The sequence below is a fragment of the Pseudomonas marginalis genome (assembly GCF_008692035.1).
In the GTDB taxonomy this organism is placed as follows: Bacteria; Pseudomonadota; Gammaproteobacteria; order Pseudomonadales; family Pseudomonadaceae; genus Aquipseudomonas; species Aquipseudomonas marginalis.
In genome coordinates this window covers 2,919,961-2,938,537 of the sequence record NZ_VTFG01000001.1, presented here as the reverse complement: position 1 = coordinate 2,938,537, position 18,577 = coordinate 2,919,961, and the positions used below count along the sequence as shown (strand labels likewise).

Sequence of the window (18,577 nt, the reverse complement as noted above, 5' to 3'; positions counted from 1 at the left end):
AGTGACCGGTCTACCCGTGGGTTTTGAACGTCCAGACCGGGCTGAATGCGCTGTCGTGTATCAGGGCTGGAAGGCGCCGATAAATATCGCAGGATCGACCCGTGCGTCATTGAGGCTGATATTCCAATGCATATGCGGCCCGGTCGCACGGCCCGTCGAGCCGACCTTGCCCACCACCGTACCGCGCACCAGTTGATCGCCGACTTTTACATCGATCTTCGACATATGGCAGAACATGCTGATAAAGCCCTGGCCGTGGTCGACAAACACGGTATTGCCATTGAAGAAGTAGTTGCCGGTCAGAATCACCTTACCGTTCGCCGGCGTCTTGATCGGTGTACCGGCCGGCACGGCAAAGTCCAGGCCCGAATGAGGATTGCGCTCTTCACCGTTGAAGAAGCGGCGCACGCCAAACTTGCTCGACAGCGGCCCGTTCACCGGTTTGTCCAGCACCAGGTTGCTCGGCAGGTTCGGGCTGAAACTGCGGTAGGCCTTGAGCTGCACGGCCAACTCGCCCTCGATGCGCTTGAGCTGCGCCGGGTCGGGGTTGACCTGGCTTTTGTTCTTCAGGGTGATGCGCTGTTCCGGGTATTTCTTGTAGCCGACGATAAACGGCAGGCTGCGCCCGCCGCTGCTGATGCGCTCGTTGCCCGGCTTGACCGTCAGCGGGATGCCGACAATCGCCAGCCAGTTGTCCTGCTCCTTCACCACCAGCACGGGTTTGCCCTGGTACGTGGCTTTCGGCGCGGCAGCCGAAGGGCCGAGTTCAACCACCGCAACACCGCCGGGCACCGGCTTGTTCAAGGTACGGCTGATATAGCTGTCGGCATGAGCGTTAACGGCGAGGCATAGCAGCAACAACACACTAAAGAAACGTGGCATCAATCAATCCAATAACGAAAGGGTGACGGGGGTCAGGTGGTTATCTTCCACCCGCACCTGCAATTGGCCTTCACCGAGGCGCGCGGTGAGGCGCTGGCCGGTGTGGGTCTGTGCGGCGTTGCGGATGGCCTGGCCACGCTCGTCGAGCAAAATGCTGTAGCCACGGCCCAAGGTTGCCAGCGGGCTGACCACCTGCAACGTCTGCACCTGGCTTTGCAGTTGCAGGCGACGCGCCTTGAGGCCTTCGCGCATGGCGCGGGGCAGGCGCTCGGCAAGGCTGTCCAGGCGCTGGCGCAGCAGGGCCAACTGGCGCCCCGGATGCTGGCCGGCGAGGCGGGTTTCCAGGCGGATCAGGCGTTCGCGACGGGTATTGAGGTTGCGCTCGAAGGCGCGGCGCAGGCGCATATCCAGGTCGTCCAGGCGCTGGGCCTGCTGGCGCAGACGTTCGCCGGGGTGCCGCAGGCGCCGGGCCATGCCTTCCAGGCGCAGGCGGTCGTGGGTCAGGCGATTGCGCATCAGCATCACCAGGCGGCGGTGCAGGCTTTCGACCTGGCGCACCAGGTTACTGGCGTCGGGGGCCAGCAACTCAGCGGCCGCCGAAGGTGTGGGCGCGCGTACGTCGGCAACGAAATCGCTGATGGACACATCGGTCTCATGGCCGACCGCACTGACGATCGGCGTCACGCACGCGTCCACCGCGCGGGCCACGGCCTCTTCGTTGAAGCACCAGAGGTCTTCCAGCGAGCCGCCGCCACGGGCCAGGATCAGCGCGTCAAAGCCACGGGCATCCGCCAGCTTCAGCGCGCGCACAATCTGCGGGATCGCTTCGCGGCCTTGTACGGCGGTTGGGATCAACGTCAATTGCACCTGGGGCGCGCGACGGCGGAACACGCTGATGATGTCGCGGATCACCGCACCGGTGGGCGAACTGATAATGCCGATGCGGCGCGGGTGCGCGGGCAGCGGCACCTTGCGTTCGGCACTGAACAGGCCCTCGGCGCTGAGTTTTTCCTTCAGGGCATCGAAGGCCAGGCGCAGCGCGCCATCCCCGGCGGGTTCGACGGTATCGAGGATCAACTGGTAGTCGCCACGGCCCTCGAACAGCGAGACCTTGCCGCGCACCTTCACCGCCAGGCCATCCTTCAACGCCTGGCGGACCCGCGCGGCGTTATTGCGAAACAGCGCACAACGCACCTGGGCGCCACTGTCCTTGAGGGTGAAGTACACATGGCCGGAGGCCGGGCGGGCGAGGTTGGAGATCTCGCCTTCGACCCAGATATTGGTGAATACGTCTTCCAGCAACACCCGCGCGCGGCCGTTGAGCTGGCTGACAGTCAGGACTTCGCGGTCCAGGCCCAAGCGGGCAAAGGGATCTTTAATCATGGGCGGCAGTTTATAGGCATTCGTGCAGGGTTTGACAGAACTGCTCCACCAACGCGCTCGGTGACTGCTGGCAGGCCAGGGCGACGGTGCTCAGGCAGTCCGGGTCGGCCAGGGGCAAAAAGTACACGTTGGCGGGGGCGATGTCCTGCATGGACTTTGGCAGCAAGGCTATACCGAAACCGGCCTGGATCAACTGCAACTGGGTGGTCTTGCGTGACATCACTCGGGCGGCCTTGGGGAAAAATCCCGCACGCATGCACAGTTCGGCCGACAGATAACTCAGGCCGCCACGCTGGGGATGGGGGATCGAGATAAACGCCTGGTCCTTCAGTTGCTCCAGTTCGATGGGCGCCTGGCTGCGTGCCAGCGCATGACTCACAGGCACGGCCAGCAGCAGGGGTTCGCTGTATAAAGGCATGACCCGCACACCTTCGCGCTGGCGCAGCACGGGTAAGCGCAGCACCCCGACTTCCAGGCGACCGTCGGCGATTTCTTCCAACTGCGCTTCGGAGGACAGTTTGCCGATATCCATCGACACCCCAGGGCAGCGCTCCAGCCAGGTGCCGATGCCTTGCAGTAAAGGCCCGCTCATCGGCACGGTGCTCGAATGACTGAGGCGCAGCGTGCCCAATTCGCCGTTGCCCACTTGGGTCGCCATCTGGCTGGCCTTGAGCAATTCGCTCAGCAGGTTGCGCGCCCGTGGATAGAAGGCTTCACCGGCGGCAGTCAGCCGCGGCTGGCGCGCGGTGCGTTCGAACAGCGGGGTTTGCAGTTGGTTTTCCAGCTCCTTGATCTGCCGGCTCAGGGCCGATTGCGCCACGAACAAACGTTCGGCGGCGGCACTGAAGCTGCCGCTGTCGGCGATTTCGACGAAGTAACGCAGTTGGCGGGTGGAAATCACACGTCATGCCTTTTCGAGATGGGTAGGGGGCTTTGAAGATATTAGTCGCATCCCTCACCGATGGCTAAAGTGATGGTCATCTTCAATAAGGAATTACCCATGAGCCCGGTTGAGCTGATGAGTCAGTGGTCGTTTGGTGGTATGGATTGGCTGGTGATCGGCCTGGGTGTGGTGGTGGCCTATATCGTGTTCGGCATCGCCGGTTTTGGCACGGCGCTGGTGGCGGGGCCGATCCTGCTCGTGTTTATGCCGCTGTCGAAGATCATCCCGCTGTTGGTGCTGCTGGATTTCGTCGCGGCCTTCGGCGGCCTGCTGCAAACGCGGCGTGACGTGAACAAGGCTGAGTTGCTGCGCCTGCTGCCGTGCATGGCCATCGGTTGCACCCTGGGCGTGGTGTTTCTGCTCAACCTGCATTCGGACCTGTTGCTGCTGCTGATGGGGGTGTTTATCAGCGCCTATGCGATCTACAGCCTGGCGGTGAAAACCCGGCCAACGCAGCTGGGCGCTGGCTGGTCGATCCCCATGGGCACCGTAGGCGGGTTGTTCGGTGCGTTGTTCGGCAGTGGTGGCTTTTTATATGCAATCTACCTCAACAGCCGCTTGCCCAAGGACGCGGCGCGCGCCACCCAAAGCGCGTTGATCAGCTGCAGCACGGTGGTGCGCCTGAGCCTGTTCCTGATCGCCGGGGTGTATGCTGATGGGCCGCTGCTGATGCTGGCGCTGTGCCTGCTGCCGGCGATGGCCCTGGGGCTGTGGTGTGGGCGCAGGCTGACCATGCGCATGTCCCGTGAGGCTTTCGTCCGGCTGGTGACGTGGTTGGTGCTGGCCAGTGGCATTGCGTTGATTGGGCGGTACTTGAGCACTTGACCTGATTTCTTCAGGGATTAAGCTGCCGTCCTCCCGGGCCTCATCGCGGGCTTGTCCGCGATGAGGCCAGAAGCCACGCCGCAGGTCTCCCATGAACTCCCAAAGCATCCTTGTCCCGAAAATCTCCACCTTGCCTGTCCACGAACCCCGCGCCCGGGCGATCGTGCGTTGGCTGGTGCGCAAGAACATCATCAAGGAAGAACTGACCACCTGTGGCCGCACCGGCAACCGCATGGCCTATGCCCTGGCCGACGGCGCCCGCGCCGTGGTGCTGCACCCCGAGGCGCTGCCGTTCAACGAGCCGGTCAATGGCCTGGAGATCATCTACAAGCGCTGCATCTATACCCCGGCCAAGGGCTTTCTCGAAGAAGCCGGCTGCCCGGAATGCCTCAAGGAAGTCGGCGAGGCGCTGTTCGAAAGCCTGGAAGACTGGATGCCCGGCCACACCGACAACTTCACCTGCCCGCTGTGTGGGCATGAAGATGACATCAACGGTTTCCTGTTCTTGCAGGAGTGTGGGTTTTCCAACCTGGGATTCATCTTCAACAACTGGGCGGAGGCGGGGTTCAAGCAGAGCTTTATCGACGAATTCGCCGATTGGCTGGACCAGAAGATCAGCTGGGTCAAAGTCGAGCTGTAGTCCTTCTATCACTATTCCCAAATATGTCAGAGTTTTACATTGAGACCTGAGGGGTGTCTGAGTATAATGGCGCGCTTCCATTTTCCCGCTCGGGAGCCCCCGCGATGCTGCGTATCAGCCAAGAAGCTCTGACATTCGACGACATTCTCCTAGTGCCCGGTTATTCCGAGGTGCTTCCTAACGAAGTCAGTCTCAAGACCCGCCTAACCCGTGGCATCGAGCTGAATATTCCCCTGGTTTCCGCTGCCATGGACACCGTCACCGAAGCCCGTTTGGCAATCGCCATGGCTCAGGAAGGCGGCATCGGCATCATCCACAAGAACATGACCATCGAGCAGCAAGCTGCCGAAGTGCGCAAGGTCAAGCGTTACGAAGCCGGTGTGGTGAAGGATCCGATCACCATCGAAGCCGACGCTACCGTGCGTGACCTGTTCGACCTGACTCGCCTGCACAACATCTCCGGCGTTCCGGTACTGCACGATGGCGACCTGGTCGGTATCGTCACCTCCCGTGACGTGCGTTTCGAGAACCGTCTTGAAGTCACCGTCCGCGAAGTGATGACGCCTAAAGAGCGCCTCGTGACTGTCAAGGAAGGCGCCGACAAGAACGACGTGCGCGAACTGCTGCACAAGCACCGTATCGAGCGCGTGCTGATCGTCGACGACAAATTCGCCCTCAAGGGCATGATGACCGTCAACGACATCGAAAAAGCCAAGGCTTACCCGCTGGCCAGCAAGGATGACCAAGGTCGTCTGCGCGTCGGCGCTGCGGTCGGTACCGGCAAAGACACCGGCGACCGCGTGGCGGCCCTGGTGGCTGCCGGTGTTGACGTGGTAGTGGTCGACACCGCCCACGGTCACTCCAAAGGCGTGATCGACCGCGTTCGCTGGGTCAAGCAGAACTTCCCTGACGTGCAGGTGATCGGCGGCAACATTGCCACCGGCGCTGCCGCCAAGGCCCTGGCCGAAGCCGGTGCCGATGCGGTCAAGGTCGGTATCGGTCCTGGCTCGATCTGCACCACGCGTATCGTCGCCGGTGTGGGCGTGCCGCAGATCAGCGCCATCGCCAACGTCGCCGCGGCCCTTGAAGGCACTGGCGTACCGTTGATCGCCGACGGTGGCATCCGTTTTTCCGGTGACCTGTCCAAGGCCATCGTTGCCGGTGCTTCCTGCGTGATGATGGGCTCGATGTTCGCCGGTACCGAAGAAGCGCCGGGCGAGATCGAACTGTTCCAGGGCCGATCCTACAAGGCTTACCGCGGCATGGGGTCGCTGGGCGCCATGTCCCAGGCGCAAGGCTCTTCCGACCGTTACTTCCAGGACTCCTCGGCAGGCGCCGAGAAGCTCGTACCGGAAGGCATCGAAGGCCGTGTGCCGTACAAGGGCACCCTGAGCGCCATCATCCATCAACTGATGGGCGGCCTGCGTTCCTCGATGGGCTACACCGGCAGCGCCGACATCGAAGAAATGCGCACCAAGCCAGAGTTCGTACGGATCACCGGCGCCGGCATGGCTGAATCCCATGTCCACGACGTGCAGATCACCAAGGAAGCGCCAAACTACCGCGTAGGTTGAGGCTTCCAGCAAAACGTTAAGTAACCGGGGCTGTTCTTTCAGCCCCGAGTTGTTTCTGATTCATTAGACGAGACTGACTTCATGGCCCTCGACATTCACGCCCACCGCATCCTGATCCTCGACTTCGGTTCCCAGTACACCCAGCTGATCGCCCGCCGCGTGCGTGAAATCGGCGTGTACTGCGAACTGCACCCGTTCGACATGGATGACGAAGCGATTCGCGAATTCGCACCGAAAGGCGTCATCCTCGCCGGTGGCCCCGAGTCCGTGCACGAAGCCAACAGCCCGCGTTGCCCGCAAGCCGTGTTCGACCTGGGTGTGCCTGTCTTTGGTATCTGCTACGGCATGCAGACCATGGCCGAGCAACTGGGCGGCAAGGTTGAAGGTTCCGAGCTGCGTGAATTCGGTTATGCCCGTGTCGACGTGGTCGGCAAGAGCCGCCTGCTGGACGGCATCGAAGACCACATCGACGCCGACGGCCTGTTCGGCCTCGACGTGTGGATGAGCCACGGTGACAAGGTCACCAGGATGCCGGAAGACTTCCACATCCTGGCCAGCACCCCGAGCTGCCCGATTGCCGGCATGTTCAGCGACGAGCGTCGCTACTACGGCGTGCAGTTCCACCCGGAAGTGACCCACACCAAGCAAGGCGGGCGCATCCTGTCGCGCTTCATCCTCGACATCTGCGAGTGTGAAGCCCTGTGGACCCCGTCGAAAATCGCTGAAGACGCGATCGCCAACGTACGCGCCCAGGTCGGTACCGACAACGTGCTGCTCGGCCTGTCCGGCGGCGTTGACTCCTCCGTGGTCGCTGCGCTGCTGCACAAGGCCATCGGCGACCAACTGACCTGCGTGTTCGTCGACAACGGCCTGCTGCGCCTGCACGAAGGCGAGCAAGTGATGGCCATGTTCGCCGAGAACATGGGCGTCAAGGTGATCCGCGCCAACGCCGAAGAACAGTTCCTGAACAACCTGGCCGGCGAGTCCGACCCGGAGAAGAAGCGCAAGATCATCGGTCGTACCTTCATCGACGTATTCGATGCCCAGTCCAACAAACTGGACAACATCAAGTACCTCGCCCAAGGCACCATCTACCCCGACGTGATCGAGTCGGCCGGCGCCAAGAGCGGCAAGGCCCACGTGATCAAGTCCCACCACAACGTGGGTGGCCTGCCTGAGGAAATGAACCTCAAGCTGGTAGAACCGCTGCGCGAACTGTTCAAGGACGAAGTCCGCCGTCTGGGCCTGGAACTGGGCCTGCCGTACGACATGGTCTACCGCCACCCATTCCCAGGCCCGGGCCTGGGCGTGCGCATCCTCGGTGAAGTGAAGAAGGAATACGCCGACCTGCTGCGTCGTGCCGACCACATCTTCATCGAAGAACTGCGCAAGGCCGACTGGTACCACAAGGTCAGCCAGGCGTTCGTGGTGTTCCAGCCGGTTAAGTCCGTAGGCGTTGTAGGCGATGGCCGTCGTTACGCCTGGGTCGTGGCCCTGCGTGCTGTAGAGACCATCGACTTCATGACTGCCCGTTGGGCGCACCTGCCGTACGAACTGCTGGAAACCGTCAGCGGCCGTATCATCAATGAGATCGAAGGTATTTCGCGCGTTACTTATGACGTGTCGAGCAAGCCGCCGGCGACGATTGAGTGGGAATGACTCCACAGCGCTGCGTGAAAGAACCGGCTTTTGCCGGTTTTTTCATGCCCGAGCAAATGGCTTATTCTCGCTATCGATATAGCCGCATGTGTCGGTGGTAGCTCGCTGTTGTTAGCTAGATCGTCAAACACGGAAGACCAGAATGAAACGCCTCACAGATGATGAGATTAATGTTGCATACGCTCGCGTCGAAGCCGTAGACGAAGGGCGCGTGGGACCAGATAGAGCAAATTATCTCGCGTTAACGGACGCTGATTTTGAACTCCTCCTGTACAGCATTTATAGAGGGCGTGCGTCTGATTGGCCGTGGTACAGCAATGCTCGCTTGATGGTCACAGGAGCTGATCAAGGGCGGGATGTTTGGCTCACGAAGGATGAGCGGCCAGTTGGGCTTATTCAGTGCAAAAAGGTTAAGGCTGGTTTCACCCGGCCGGACACGCTCCGTGAGGTAATCAAGTTCCTTCTAAATGTCGTGCTTGAGCCGGCGCTTATGCCGGACCCGGCCGGTTTCCGATTTATTCTTGCTCTTGCTTCGGATCCTGCCAGCACTACAACCGATTTTTTCGATGCGCCACAGACTTGGCTAACTGCCAATGAAACAGAGCTTTTAGGTCTGGCTACCGACGTCATTAAAAAGTATGAAGCATTCTCGATGCTGAAGATCGAGGCTGTCATGCCAGGCATCAGGACGGCCCTGAAGAACCTGAAATATGAGCTTCTTAGACCAGTCGACCTCGACGCGTTACTGGAGTGCATCCCTGCTGTCCGTCAGCGGTTTTTCAAAGTTCAACTTGTCGTGGCTGTGGAGGATGCCGAGGCCATGATTGAGGCTCAGTTCGCTGCAGTTGGCTTGGTCTCAAAGAGCACACAAACATTCACGAGAGCTGATGTTGAGGAAGACATCACGCGCGGGTCGCGCGGTCTGGCCGACTGGCCTCAACTGATTTGGGGGCAGCATATAGAGCGACCAGAGTTCGACGATCTGATCCAGAGGATCAATCGGCATCCTGCAGGCTCCACGCTGGTCGTAGGAGGAGCAGGGACTGGGAAGTCAGCACTTCTCGCTGAGCTGTATCGTGCCCTCAAAGCCCGCGGCCAGATTGTGCTAGCGATAAAGGCCGACATGCTTAGCCCTAATATTGTGAATTTCGTCGACCTCGCTCGCGATCTTGGTATGTCAGGTGATATCGAACAGGAGCTTCTCTCGCTGGCGGTTGAAGCCCCGGTTGTGCTGATCATTGATCAGCTTGACGCTGTCAGTGAAGTGATGGACCAGAGTTCACAGCGCATGCAGGTCTTACTTCGCCTCGCGTCTCGGCTACAGGAGGCAGAGAGTCAAGAGGGTAATAAACTTCCCATTCATGTCATCGTTTCTTCGCGACCATTTGAGGCGAAGTTCGACGCTCGATTTAGGTTGCTTGATGCGGATGAGTTACTACTTACTCTTCCTCCGTTCGAGCGGATATCCACACTGCTTGGTGAGCTCGGTATCGACTCCACTGTCGTGCCGGATAGTCTCAAAGAGGCGCTGCGTACACCTTTTGCTCTCGGTATATACGTCGATCTTGCCAAATCTGGCTTGAGTCCTGCGGATTTTACGGCAGCAAACTTACTTGATCGATGGCTCGACAAAAAACTACCTGTAGGACCCACGCGTGCTTCGTGTCTGGCGTTCTTGCGCCAGCTCGCGGCTGACATGACGCAGTATGAGAGCCTCTGGCGGCCAGCCGCTTACTATGACCCGGACTACAGTGAGATGCTGCGTTGGGCCGAGTCGATTGGCATCGTCATCCGTGAAGACGCCAGCATTGGATTCAGTCATCAGTCATGGCTCGATGATTTCCAGGCTAAGACACTCCGAACCGCACAAGAGTTGGCTGATTACGCATGGAGTCGCCAGGAAGGGCTATTTGCGCGGGGAACAGTTTTGCGCGGCCTTGAGCATATGCGAAGGGTTGATATGGCTTCCTATGAGGTGTCTATTCGCTTGTTGCTACCAAACCCCAAGACACGCAGACATCTGCGCCATCTTGTGGCCGATTATTTGGCGAGTGCTGATGATCCGAGCGTAAGTGATATTGCTTGGGTCGATTGGATGGCGCGTAACGATCATGCACTTGCGAATCGGGCATTCAGGCAGGTAGCGATAAGATGGCCGTGCTGGAGGTCAGGCGTGCTGCCGCTCCTTCCTTTTCTTCTACAGGACGAAAAGCATCGCTGGAATGCGACCATGCTGCTCGTTCGAGAAGTTGCTGAGGACTCGAGCCAAGTTATGGATCTGGTCGACCGCTATTGGTCGGATACTTCACATGACGGAGACGTGTTTAGTATCTTTGAGCGTTCTGGTATTGCGACCGAGCGTGCAATCGCCCATGTCCGCACGATCTTTAATCGAACGACCTTGGCAGATTGGGCGATATCCCATTACGCCAAGACTTTGCATGAGAACGGTAATACCCGCGTTGCTTTGGATCTCATCTCATTTTGGGCTGAGTTGCAGCCTGCGGATCGGCACAATGGCATCAAAGTGTATGGTGTTGAAAAGATTGCGGCAGCCGCACCGCTCTATTGTGCCGAACGACTCCTGCCTTGGTTTGTCGGGGTGGCATCGCGAGAGGTTGGTGATGGGCGGCCCGGGCATCGGTATCCGCAATCGATATCTGTTCCATACGATTGGAAATATGATTCTGGCGAGGGGCATTTGACGCAGCTTCTGCGGAGTGTGCTCGAAGAGTCAGCAGTTTCTGACCCGCCAGGTGTGCGTACCTTGCTTGCTACTGTTGCTGCTGTAGAAATTGACGAGGTCCAGTCGCTAGTGGCCGATACCCTGGCGGCGAACTCGGCTGTATTTGCTGAGTATGCGCTCGCGTTTCTCCTGGCCGATCAGCGGCGTCTTCATCTAGGTAGCGACACGTTCGACGATGAAAGAAGTGTCGGCCACGTGATCTGCGGTTGGTCGTCAAGCACACTGATTGCCCAGATCACTCCCTACCTCTCTCTCGCTGATATTGAGCGGATTCGCGATTACATCGAGGCTTGGGAGCCTTGGGGGGAAGAATTACAGGAAGAGCAAGATCCTACCCATAGAAGGCAATTGCTCCGTTGGTCTGATGAGCGGAGGTTGCGTTTACTTGCCGAACTACCTGTGCACGTGCTGACGCCCCGTCGTCGTAGGCAAGTTGAGGAGTGGCAGGTCGGACAGCCCACGCTAAAAGCAAAGCGTGGCGGTCGGAGGATGGCGCAGTTCGTTGGATCACCCATGAGCCACGATCAGATGGCGAAAGCCAGTAACGATGCGATTATCAAAATGTTCGTTGCAGTAAACGACCATACTGGCCGTCATGAGCACCCGAAACACTGGCTGAAGGGCGGTGTTACTGAGTTGTCTCGGGCTTTTGCTGCGTTTGCGAAGTCGTTCCCAGATCGTGTTCTTCGTATCATTCCGCGTTTACAACCGGGTCTGCACGAGCAGGTTACGGGCGCCGCGATTAGGGAGTTGTCGGCGGTTGAGGCAGTTGACGCTCAGACACAAAAAACTTTGATTTGGGATGCCCAATCCCGTGGCTTTTCGTCGACTAGCTTTCGCCACGATGTCGCCAGCGCCATGGAGGTACTCGCTAAACGACTGAAAGGTCTTGAGGGTCGTGACATCGAGTTGCTCAAGGGCTGGCTGCAGCGCGACCCCAATGTGCTGGCTGCAGAAACAGTACGTCATGCCGAGTTAAACAAATCCAATCGTGAGCGGAATGAGAAACCAGATCAACGCCCTGAGGCCATGCTATTCGGCCGGGGCGGCGGGATGCATTTTCTGCCTCAGCGCAATTTCACGCTGCTGTCAGCGATCGCAGCGGGATATCTCCATCGTGACGGCGTGGATTGTGATGGTTGGCTCGCGGAGTTGGAACTACACGTTACTCATCCTGAAGACCCCGAGGTTTGGAGTGCGATCCTAATGTTCAGGTCGCATGAACTTTGGTGGGCGGACGCGGCAAGAGTGGGCGAACTGATTGGGGCGATTTGGCGGAGGTTTCCAGCGGCGTTTGAAGATGCAGCTGTAGTCCAGTCGTTGTGGCGCCTGCGCGTTCGCATGCATACGAGCGTACAGCAGGAGATTGTCAACTTCTGGCTCAGTCATAGCGACCATAAGCTTAGGCAGATTGGTGGTGAGTTCTCTGCTGCTAGCGTGATTGTCGATAGCACTGCTTCTTGTGGGATGGGCGAGATAGTCGAAGCGGTGATGGCCGGGAATGATATTTCTGCCAGGTCTGGCGTGTTATTTGCGGCTGCAGCAGGGTGGGGGGAACTTGATCTCGATATTCGAAGCCGCTCGCATGCCTACCTCATTGATTTCGCCAGCATTGTCAGTGGGTTCGAGGCTCATGCTCTATCTACAGCTGTAGATCGTGGCGAGCGATTACCTCCCGATGAGATGACGCGAGCCCTGCTGGCTTCTGTTGCAGTAAATATTGATCTGCTCAGAGAATCGATGGGGCTGCTGTTTGTACGCTCGCTTCAGCACCTGTTGCTTTATCCAGGTTTTGAAATTCTGGTGCTTGAAATCGCAGAGGCTGCAACTGAGCTTGCACGTACATCGCCAGATAGGACCGTTGGAGGGTTGTACGACGGCGAATTTATAGGGCTTGTGATTGCACTTCAGCGTTCACCAATAGAGATCAAAACTCGTGCGATGACGATCTACGAGCACCTGCTTGACGCTGAGGTTCACGGCGCAGAGGACGCTGCAGCATTTGCGTTGCGCCGTTAAGGCCCAAGCCGTATCCGCTCAAACCGTCCGCTTCCTGGCCTCCCACAGCTTGGATGAGACGATATCCCAATCGGTCGCCCGATTCGATTTTGGGCTGATGTTCTCCGGATTCCGGTGTTGATGCGGCCGCTTTATACCGGCGTTGCCCTAGGTAGGTGTTTCCTAGCGATATCACACTCAAGAGAGTTTCCCGTATGGTATTTCTCATGGTCTCGAAATAGCAGTTTCTTTAAAAAGTGCGGTTCCAAGGGGGGATATGTGCCTATTGATAATAGAGTGGGAATAAGCAACGCGAGCCTGAATGGCCTGCGTTGAGTGAGTAAAAAACCTGGCCTCGGCCAGGTTTTTATTGCCTATCAGGCAGGAAGCCGGCTTTGCAGGCTCATACCCATATTGGTAAGGGCGTTGGACAGCTTTTCCAGTGCGGGGAAGTGCTCCTCATGCACGTCAGGCCAGGCCGGTCGGTCGATGTAAAAGCTGCCGTCGGCCAGCCGATGGATGGGGGTCGCAACGATGCCCCTGTCTCTGCTGTGATGCCGCAAGGTGTAGTTGCCCTGGTTCTCGTCGATCAAGTACATGCCCTTGCGAAACAGCAGTCGCTGCTGTTGCTCCAGCGTCCTGAGTACCGGCGGCGCTTCCACTTGTACTCGCAGGTCGGCATGCAAGGTGTCGAAGCTATCCCCGACGCTTTCATGGGCGGGGGCATCGTCGCGATCAATGTCGATGCCGGGATCAAGGCGCACGTCGTTACCTTGGCCGGGAAGCACCTCTTCGATACGCAGTCCGATGCCACCTTCCAGTTCACTGACACCCGCGAAGCCATTGAAGGTGTTGATGTTTCTCGCGTTGGTCAGGACCAGCCATTTGCCGCCGCCGTTCAAGGTTCTGTCGGCCTGGATAAGGGTGTGCGCGAGGTAATTGCTCGTCACTTGCTCGGTAAGATCGGCGATGGGGTTGGAGTATTTGTAATGGGCTGCGCAGTCGATAGCCTGCACACGTATGCCGTTGGCCCTGGCGGTCTTGACCAGTTCCAGTTCGTTGAATTGCCCGGATGGATCGGTGCCCAGCTTGCCAAGGTAGCTTTCCAGGTCCTCGGACATCTCACCGGTCTGGAAGTAGCGGTTCAGATCATCCTGGGCGAAATCGTTGAGCAGGCGACGCATATACAGGGTTTTCACGCCCTTGCGCGCAAAAAGCGGCATGTTGTTGATCACCAGGCGGGTGCTGGTGATGCGGTCCAGGGTTTCGCCGATGACGTAGCCCGGTAGGTCTTCGGGCAGGCGCTCGAGGACTTCTTCGAAGGCCGTTGTCGGTTCAAAGGCGGGGATGTCCGGACGAGGTGGCAGGCGGGTCCAGGACAGTTCCTTGTAGAAGTCTTGCGCCGATTGCAGCAGTTTGCGGTGCGTTTCGCCGAAGTAGTAGGTGAAGCGGTCAATGCGGCCGAAGCGGCTGTGAACATGGGTTTCAGTGAGGCCCATTGCCCAGCGTTTCACTTCCGGGCGGGTTGATGGTGGGGTATCGAAGGGGGTGGTCACCCTGCGCAGCGAGTGGGGTGGCGTGGTCATCGCTTGTGGCGGTGGCGGGACCTGCGAGGGGGCCGGCCCCCGGGCGCTTTTGCTGGAGTTTCCCCCGCCGCCTTTCAAGCCGTTGCTGTGGGGCACAGGTTCCCATTCGTTGAGTTCGTTCAGGCGCACCGGCAGCGCGCCGGAAAAGCCATGGGGGGTGTTCGGGTCGACAATCGCCCAATGCCCACGGCCGTTGGGGTCGGCTTCGTAGCGCACGTAATAGGCTTGATCGTTCATCAGGATGGCTTGCTGAGGCATGCCGTCGGAGGTCCGCAGGCTATAGACCTGCTGGAATTTTCCGGGGGCGGTATCCAGGTGTTCTCCTTCCAGTATCAGGTTGGCCTGGTAGGTGGCAGGTACCGCAGGCTCAGGCACCGGCGGTGCGCTGGCGGGCGCTGTGGGCGGCGTCAACTCAATGGGCTCCACTGCGAGGGTGTCGGCCGCTTCGGCGATATCGGGCATGACCCCGTCGGCTTTCAACAGTGCCAGGTTAAACAGCGTATCGATGGCACTGAATATCGCGCCCAGCTCCCCGGCGTGGCGTTCGGCCGGGGTCTTGCCGTTGATGGCCTGGTCGATGTTCAGGCCAAGATTTGCCGCACTGGCCCCCACCACCACCAACGCTACCGGCCAGCCGACCACGGCCATCGGGCCGAAGGTTTTGCCAAAGGCGTTCAGGTAGCCGATCCAGAGTTTCTTGCGCAGGTCGCCATTGCTGCGCAGGGCGAAGTCGGCATCGTTGTGCATGCGCGCCTGGCTCGATTGTGCCAGCCAGGTGAAGGCATCGTGTTCGAGGGTGTGGTCGGTCTGATTGATCAGGTGGTGGTCCCAGGTGCCCCAGTCGATAAACAGCTGGTCGAGTTGGTGGCACAAGCCCTTGTCCACCCAGTCCGGCGGCAGGGTGCCCGCCAGGGCCTGGGCGCTGCGGTAGATCAGCATGGGGGTGAGCAGCATCTGCTTCCAGGTGACAGCGTCGGTGTCGTCCTGTTGGACCTGAGCCGACAGCGGGAAGTGGGCCATGAAGCGGGCGCGGTTATCCGCATGGTTGGTCTGGTTCAGCAGCCAGAAATGCAGGTCGGCGGGGGTCTCGAAACCATAGAAGGCCTGGGACTCGCCTGGCACATAGAGGATTTGCCGGCCATCGCCGTCGATGATGCGCAGGATATCCGTGGCGATATGCCCACCGATATCCAGCGCCGCCACACGCAGTCCGTCGGCGGAAGTGGCCTTGGCTTGCAGGTTGGACAGGCTGGGGGGCCAGGACAGATTGCTGGCGAGGGCTTGAAGCACCGTGTGCAACTGGGGCTCGGTGAGGTGCCCGGCCTGTCGCGCCTGCAGGGCCTGGGCCAGGCAGTTGACTTTGGCCAGGGTACGGAAGTCGTCGAAGTGGGCGCTCCAGAACTTCTCCATGCGGGTGGTATAGCGGTCGCTGAAATCGATGCTCCAGAAGTCGTTGAGCACCGCGCTGGCGGACAGCTGCACTTCGTTGTGTCGATCGAATAACCGTGCTTCGGCACCCTCGCGATAAAAACCACCGTCGCCATCGAGCAAGTCGGCATTGTCCTGGTCGTGCACCTCGAAGCGGTGAATGACCAACTGCGTCAGTGTCATCGACTGCTGGGGTTTTTGGTTGTGGCTCCAGCCGGTAAAGGTCGCAGGGTCACCGATGCCGCTGTCGAAGCGGTGCCAGTAGACATGATCGGGATCCAGGTCTGGCAGGCCATGCTTGGTCAGAATCTCACGCGCAGCCTTGATCGCCATCGTCTGCATATTCGGACAGGCATCCAGCACCACAGGGGCCAGGGCGCGGAGTTTTTGCTGGGCGGCGGGGGAGGTGTCGGTCAGCGGCATGTTGCTCTCCTTGAAGGGGGAGAGCCGAGCATGCCAAGCGCTTCAGAGGGACAGCGGGTAGATAATTAACGCCTGGCGATATCGGAGAAGTAAAACTTATCCAACGTATGCCGCGACTCGGTGTACTCGAACTGCCGCCCGTCCTGCAAAAACGTCTGGTTGCTCACCACGATCACATGGCTCTGCCCTTCGAGGTCCAGGTGTGTCTGGTCGTCCTTGCTGCGGGGCAGGGCTTCGATGGTGCGCTGGGCGTAGCTGATCTGCAGTTGCAGGGTCTGCTCGATGAAGGCGTAGATCGACTGTTCGGCGATCGCCTGGTCCAGGCCGGGGATCAGGTCGGCGACGAAGTGGTTGATGTCGAGGATCACCCGTTTGCCGCCGATGCGCCGTACCCGTTTGATGCGCGTGATGAGGCTGCCGGGTTCGGCCTCGATGTGTTGCAACAGCGGGCCTTCAAGGGGGAGCTGGGTGAATTCGACCACTTCGGTGCGTACGTCATCGCCCAGGTCGGCGTGGGTTTCGTGGAAGCTGACGATGCCGCCGAGTTGGAACTCAATCGGGTTGGGCGAGAGCACGAAGGTGCCCTTGCCGTGGATCTTTTGCGCAAACCCTCGCTCCTGCAACTGCTCGATGGCGCGACGCACGGTGCCTCGGCTGGCCTGGTAGCTGTCCATCAATTCGGTTTCGGAAGGCAGGCGCGTGCCGCGTTGCAGGCGTTCGGTGGTGATGCTGGCAAGCAGATCGGTATAGATCTGGTTGTATTTGCTCATGGGTAGGGCTCTGTGCCGCGTTGGCGTTCAAGGCAGGAACCTTAGAGGCAGAGCGGCGGTTTGTCCATTAGACCCAAGGATTTCTGCGGCTTGCAGCGCAGTGGTGTCCTACAGGGAATAAACAAAATCAAACTCGTACAGACGAGTTGTTGCTTTAACTCGTCTGTACGAGTACTTTTGCCTTCGGCGTGCTGCCAATGACTGCCCCCCAAATAAAAAAATCAAAGTGGAAACCAAGCATGAGCCACGACTATTCCAACATTGCCCGCGAGATCCTCGAGCACCTCGGGGGCAGCGACAACCTTGAGCAAGCTGCCCACTGCGTGACCCGCCTGCGCCTGGCGCTCAAGGACCCGAGCCTGGTCAACAACAGCGCGTTGAACCAGGTCGATCTGGTCAAGGGCTCGTTCTTCACCGGCGGTTTGTTCCAGGTGGTGATCGGCCCCGGCGAAGTGGAAAAGGTCTACGCCGCCCTGCGCGAACAGACCGGCCTCGCCGCCGCCACCATCGCCGATGTGAAGAAGAAGGGCGCCGACAAGACCAACGCCATGCAGCGCCTGGTGCGGGTGTTCTCCGATGTGTTCATGCCGATCCTGCCCGCGTTGATCATCGCCGGCCTGCTGATGGGCGTGAACAACCTGATGGGCGCCAAGGGCATGTTCATCGAGGGCCAGACGCTGCTGGAGGCCTACCCGAACCTGGATGGCCTGTGGAGCCTGATCAACCTGATGGCCAACACCTCGTTCGTGTTCCTGCCGGCGTTGGTGGGCTGGTCGGCGGCCAAGCGCTTTGGCGGCAGTGAAATCCTCGGCATCGTGCTCGGCCTGATGCTGGTGCATCCCGATCTGCTCAATGCCTGGAACTACGGCAAGGCGGTTGCCGGGCTCGACGGCCAGAGCCTGCCGTACTTCGATATTTTCGGTTGGTTCAAGATCGAGAAAGTCGGCTACCAGGGGCAGATCCTGCCGATCCTGATGGCGGCGTATGTCATGAGCGTCATCGAGAAATGGCTGCGCGCTCGCGTACCCAACGCCATTCAATTGCTGGTCGTGCCGATCACCACCATCGTCGTCACCGGCGTGCTCGCGTTGGCGATCATCGGCCCGGTGACCCGTCACCTCGGCATCCTGATCACCGAAGGCGTGGTCACCCTGTTTGACCTGGCGCCGATGGTCGGCGGAGCGATTTTCGGCCTGCTGTACGCGCCGCTGGTGATCACCGGCATGCACCACATGTTCCTCGCCGTGGACCTGCAATTGATCTCCACCCAGGGCGGCACCTTTATCTGGCCGATGATCGTGATGTCCAACCTGGCCCAGGGCAGCGCCGCGCTCGCGGTGTTCTACACCACCCGCAATGCGCGGGATAAAAGCATGGCTTCGACCTCGGCGATTTCCGCCTACTTCGGCATCACGGAACCGGCAATGTTCGGGGTGAACCTGCGCTTCAAGTTTCCGTTTTATGCGGCCCTGGTGGGCTCGGCGCTGGGCAGCATTTTCCTGTCGCTGAACAAGGTGCAGGCGTCGGCCATCGGGGTGGGTGGCTTGCCTGGGTTTATTTCGATCGTGCCGAGTGCCATTCCGATGTTTGTGATTGGGATGGTGGTCGCGATGGTGGTGCCGTTTGTTCTGACCTGTGCGTTGAGCATGAAGATTGTTCGGCCGGGTTATCGCGTCGTCTGATCGACCGCTATCGGGGGCAAGCCCCCTCCCACATTTGA

General features: G+C 59.5%; 11 protein-coding genes. 6 read left to right on the top strand and 5 right to left on the bottom strand.

Translation table 11 applies throughout. The annotated features are described in order from the left end of the window. Nucleotides 1-60: 60 nt before the first annotated feature. The 3 genes from FX984_RS13700 to FX984_RS13690 are packed head-to-tail and all read right to left on the bottom strand — an operon-like array spanning nucleotide 61 to nucleotide 3,166. Nucleotides 61-882 carry a M23 family metallopeptidase gene (locus FX984_RS13700; protein WP_027605425.1) on the bottom strand — a complete coding sequence of 274 codons (822 nt, stop codon included), beginning with the start codon at nucleotides 880-882 and terminating at the stop codon, nucleotides 61-63. 3 nt (nucleotides 883-885) lie between these two features. Further along, the gene (xseA, locus tag FX984_RS13695) at nucleotides 886-2,265 is read right to left on the bottom strand and encodes an exodeoxyribonuclease VII large subunit (protein ID WP_027605426.1); all 1,380 of its coding nucleotides are present in this window, start codon (nucleotides 2,263-2,265) and stop codon (nucleotides 886-888) included. A gap of 10 nt (nucleotides 2,266-2,275) precedes the next feature. Further along, nucleotides 2,276-3,166 carry a LysR family transcriptional regulator gene (locus FX984_RS13690; RefSeq protein WP_027605427.1) on the bottom strand — a complete coding sequence of 297 codons (891 nt, stop codon included), beginning with the start codon at nucleotides 3,164-3,166 and terminating at the stop codon, nucleotides 2,276-2,278. Nucleotides 3,167-3,265: 99 nt separating this feature from the next. Here FX984_RS13690 and FX984_RS13685 point away from each other — a divergent pair, with 99 nt between their 5' ends. The 5 genes from FX984_RS13685 to FX984_RS13665 all read left to right on the top strand — a co-directional run bounded on the left by FX984_RS13685 (nucleotide 3,266) and on the right by FX984_RS13665 (nucleotide 12,671). Beyond that, nucleotides 3,266-4,033 (top strand): sulfite exporter TauE/SafE family protein, encoded by a 768-nt coding sequence (locus tag FX984_RS13685; RefSeq protein WP_146477258.1) that lies wholly within the window; start codon nucleotides 3,266-3,268, stop codon nucleotides 4,031-4,033. Between the two features lie 91 nt (nucleotides 4,034-4,124). After that, nucleotides 4,125-4,673 (top strand): hypothetical protein, encoded by a 549-nt coding sequence (locus tag FX984_RS13680; RefSeq protein WP_027605429.1) that lies wholly within the window; start codon nucleotides 4,125-4,127, stop codon nucleotides 4,671-4,673. Between the two features lie 104 nt (nucleotides 4,674-4,777). Next, nucleotides 4,778-6,247, top strand: coding sequence for an IMP dehydrogenase (gene guaB / locus FX984_RS13675; protein ID WP_003209646.1), 1,470 nt, complete (start codon nucleotides 4,778-4,780; stop codon nucleotides 6,245-6,247). A gap of 81 nt (nucleotides 6,248-6,328) precedes the next feature. Then, entirely contained in the window at nucleotides 6,329-7,906 is a 1,578-nt protein-coding gene (gene guaA / locus FX984_RS13670; protein ID WP_027605430.1) for a glutamine-hydrolyzing GMP synthase, read from the top strand. Nucleotides 7,907-8,048: 142 nt separating this feature from the next. Further along, on the top strand, nucleotides 8,049-12,671 hold the full coding sequence (locus tag FX984_RS13665; protein WP_146477260.1) for an NACHT domain-containing protein: 4,623 nt from the start codon (nucleotides 8,049-8,051) through the stop codon (nucleotides 12,669-12,671). 356 nt (nucleotides 12,672-13,027) lie between these two features. Here the strand turns inward: FX984_RS13665 and FX984_RS13660 are convergent, their stop codons facing one another. After that, nucleotides 13,028-16,087 carry a membrane-targeted effector domain-containing toxin gene (locus FX984_RS13660; protein WP_146477262.1) on the bottom strand — a complete coding sequence of 1,020 codons (3,060 nt, stop codon included), beginning with the start codon at nucleotides 16,085-16,087 and terminating at the stop codon, nucleotides 13,028-13,030. A gap of 65 nt (nucleotides 16,088-16,152) precedes the next feature. Next, nucleotides 16,153-16,857, bottom strand: coding sequence for a trehalose operon repressor (gene treR, locus FX984_RS13655; protein WP_027605432.1), 705 nt, complete (start codon nucleotides 16,855-16,857; stop codon nucleotides 16,153-16,155). A gap of 239 nt (nucleotides 16,858-17,096) precedes the next feature. Here treR and treP point away from each other — a divergent pair, with 239 nt between their 5' ends. Then, nucleotides 17,097-18,539 carry a PTS system trehalose-specific EIIBC component gene (gene treP / locus FX984_RS13650; protein WP_027605433.1) on the top strand — a complete coding sequence of 481 codons (1,443 nt, stop codon included), beginning with the start codon at nucleotides 17,097-17,099 and terminating at the stop codon, nucleotides 18,537-18,539. The last annotated feature ends 38 nt before the right edge of the window (nucleotides 18,540-18,577 follow it).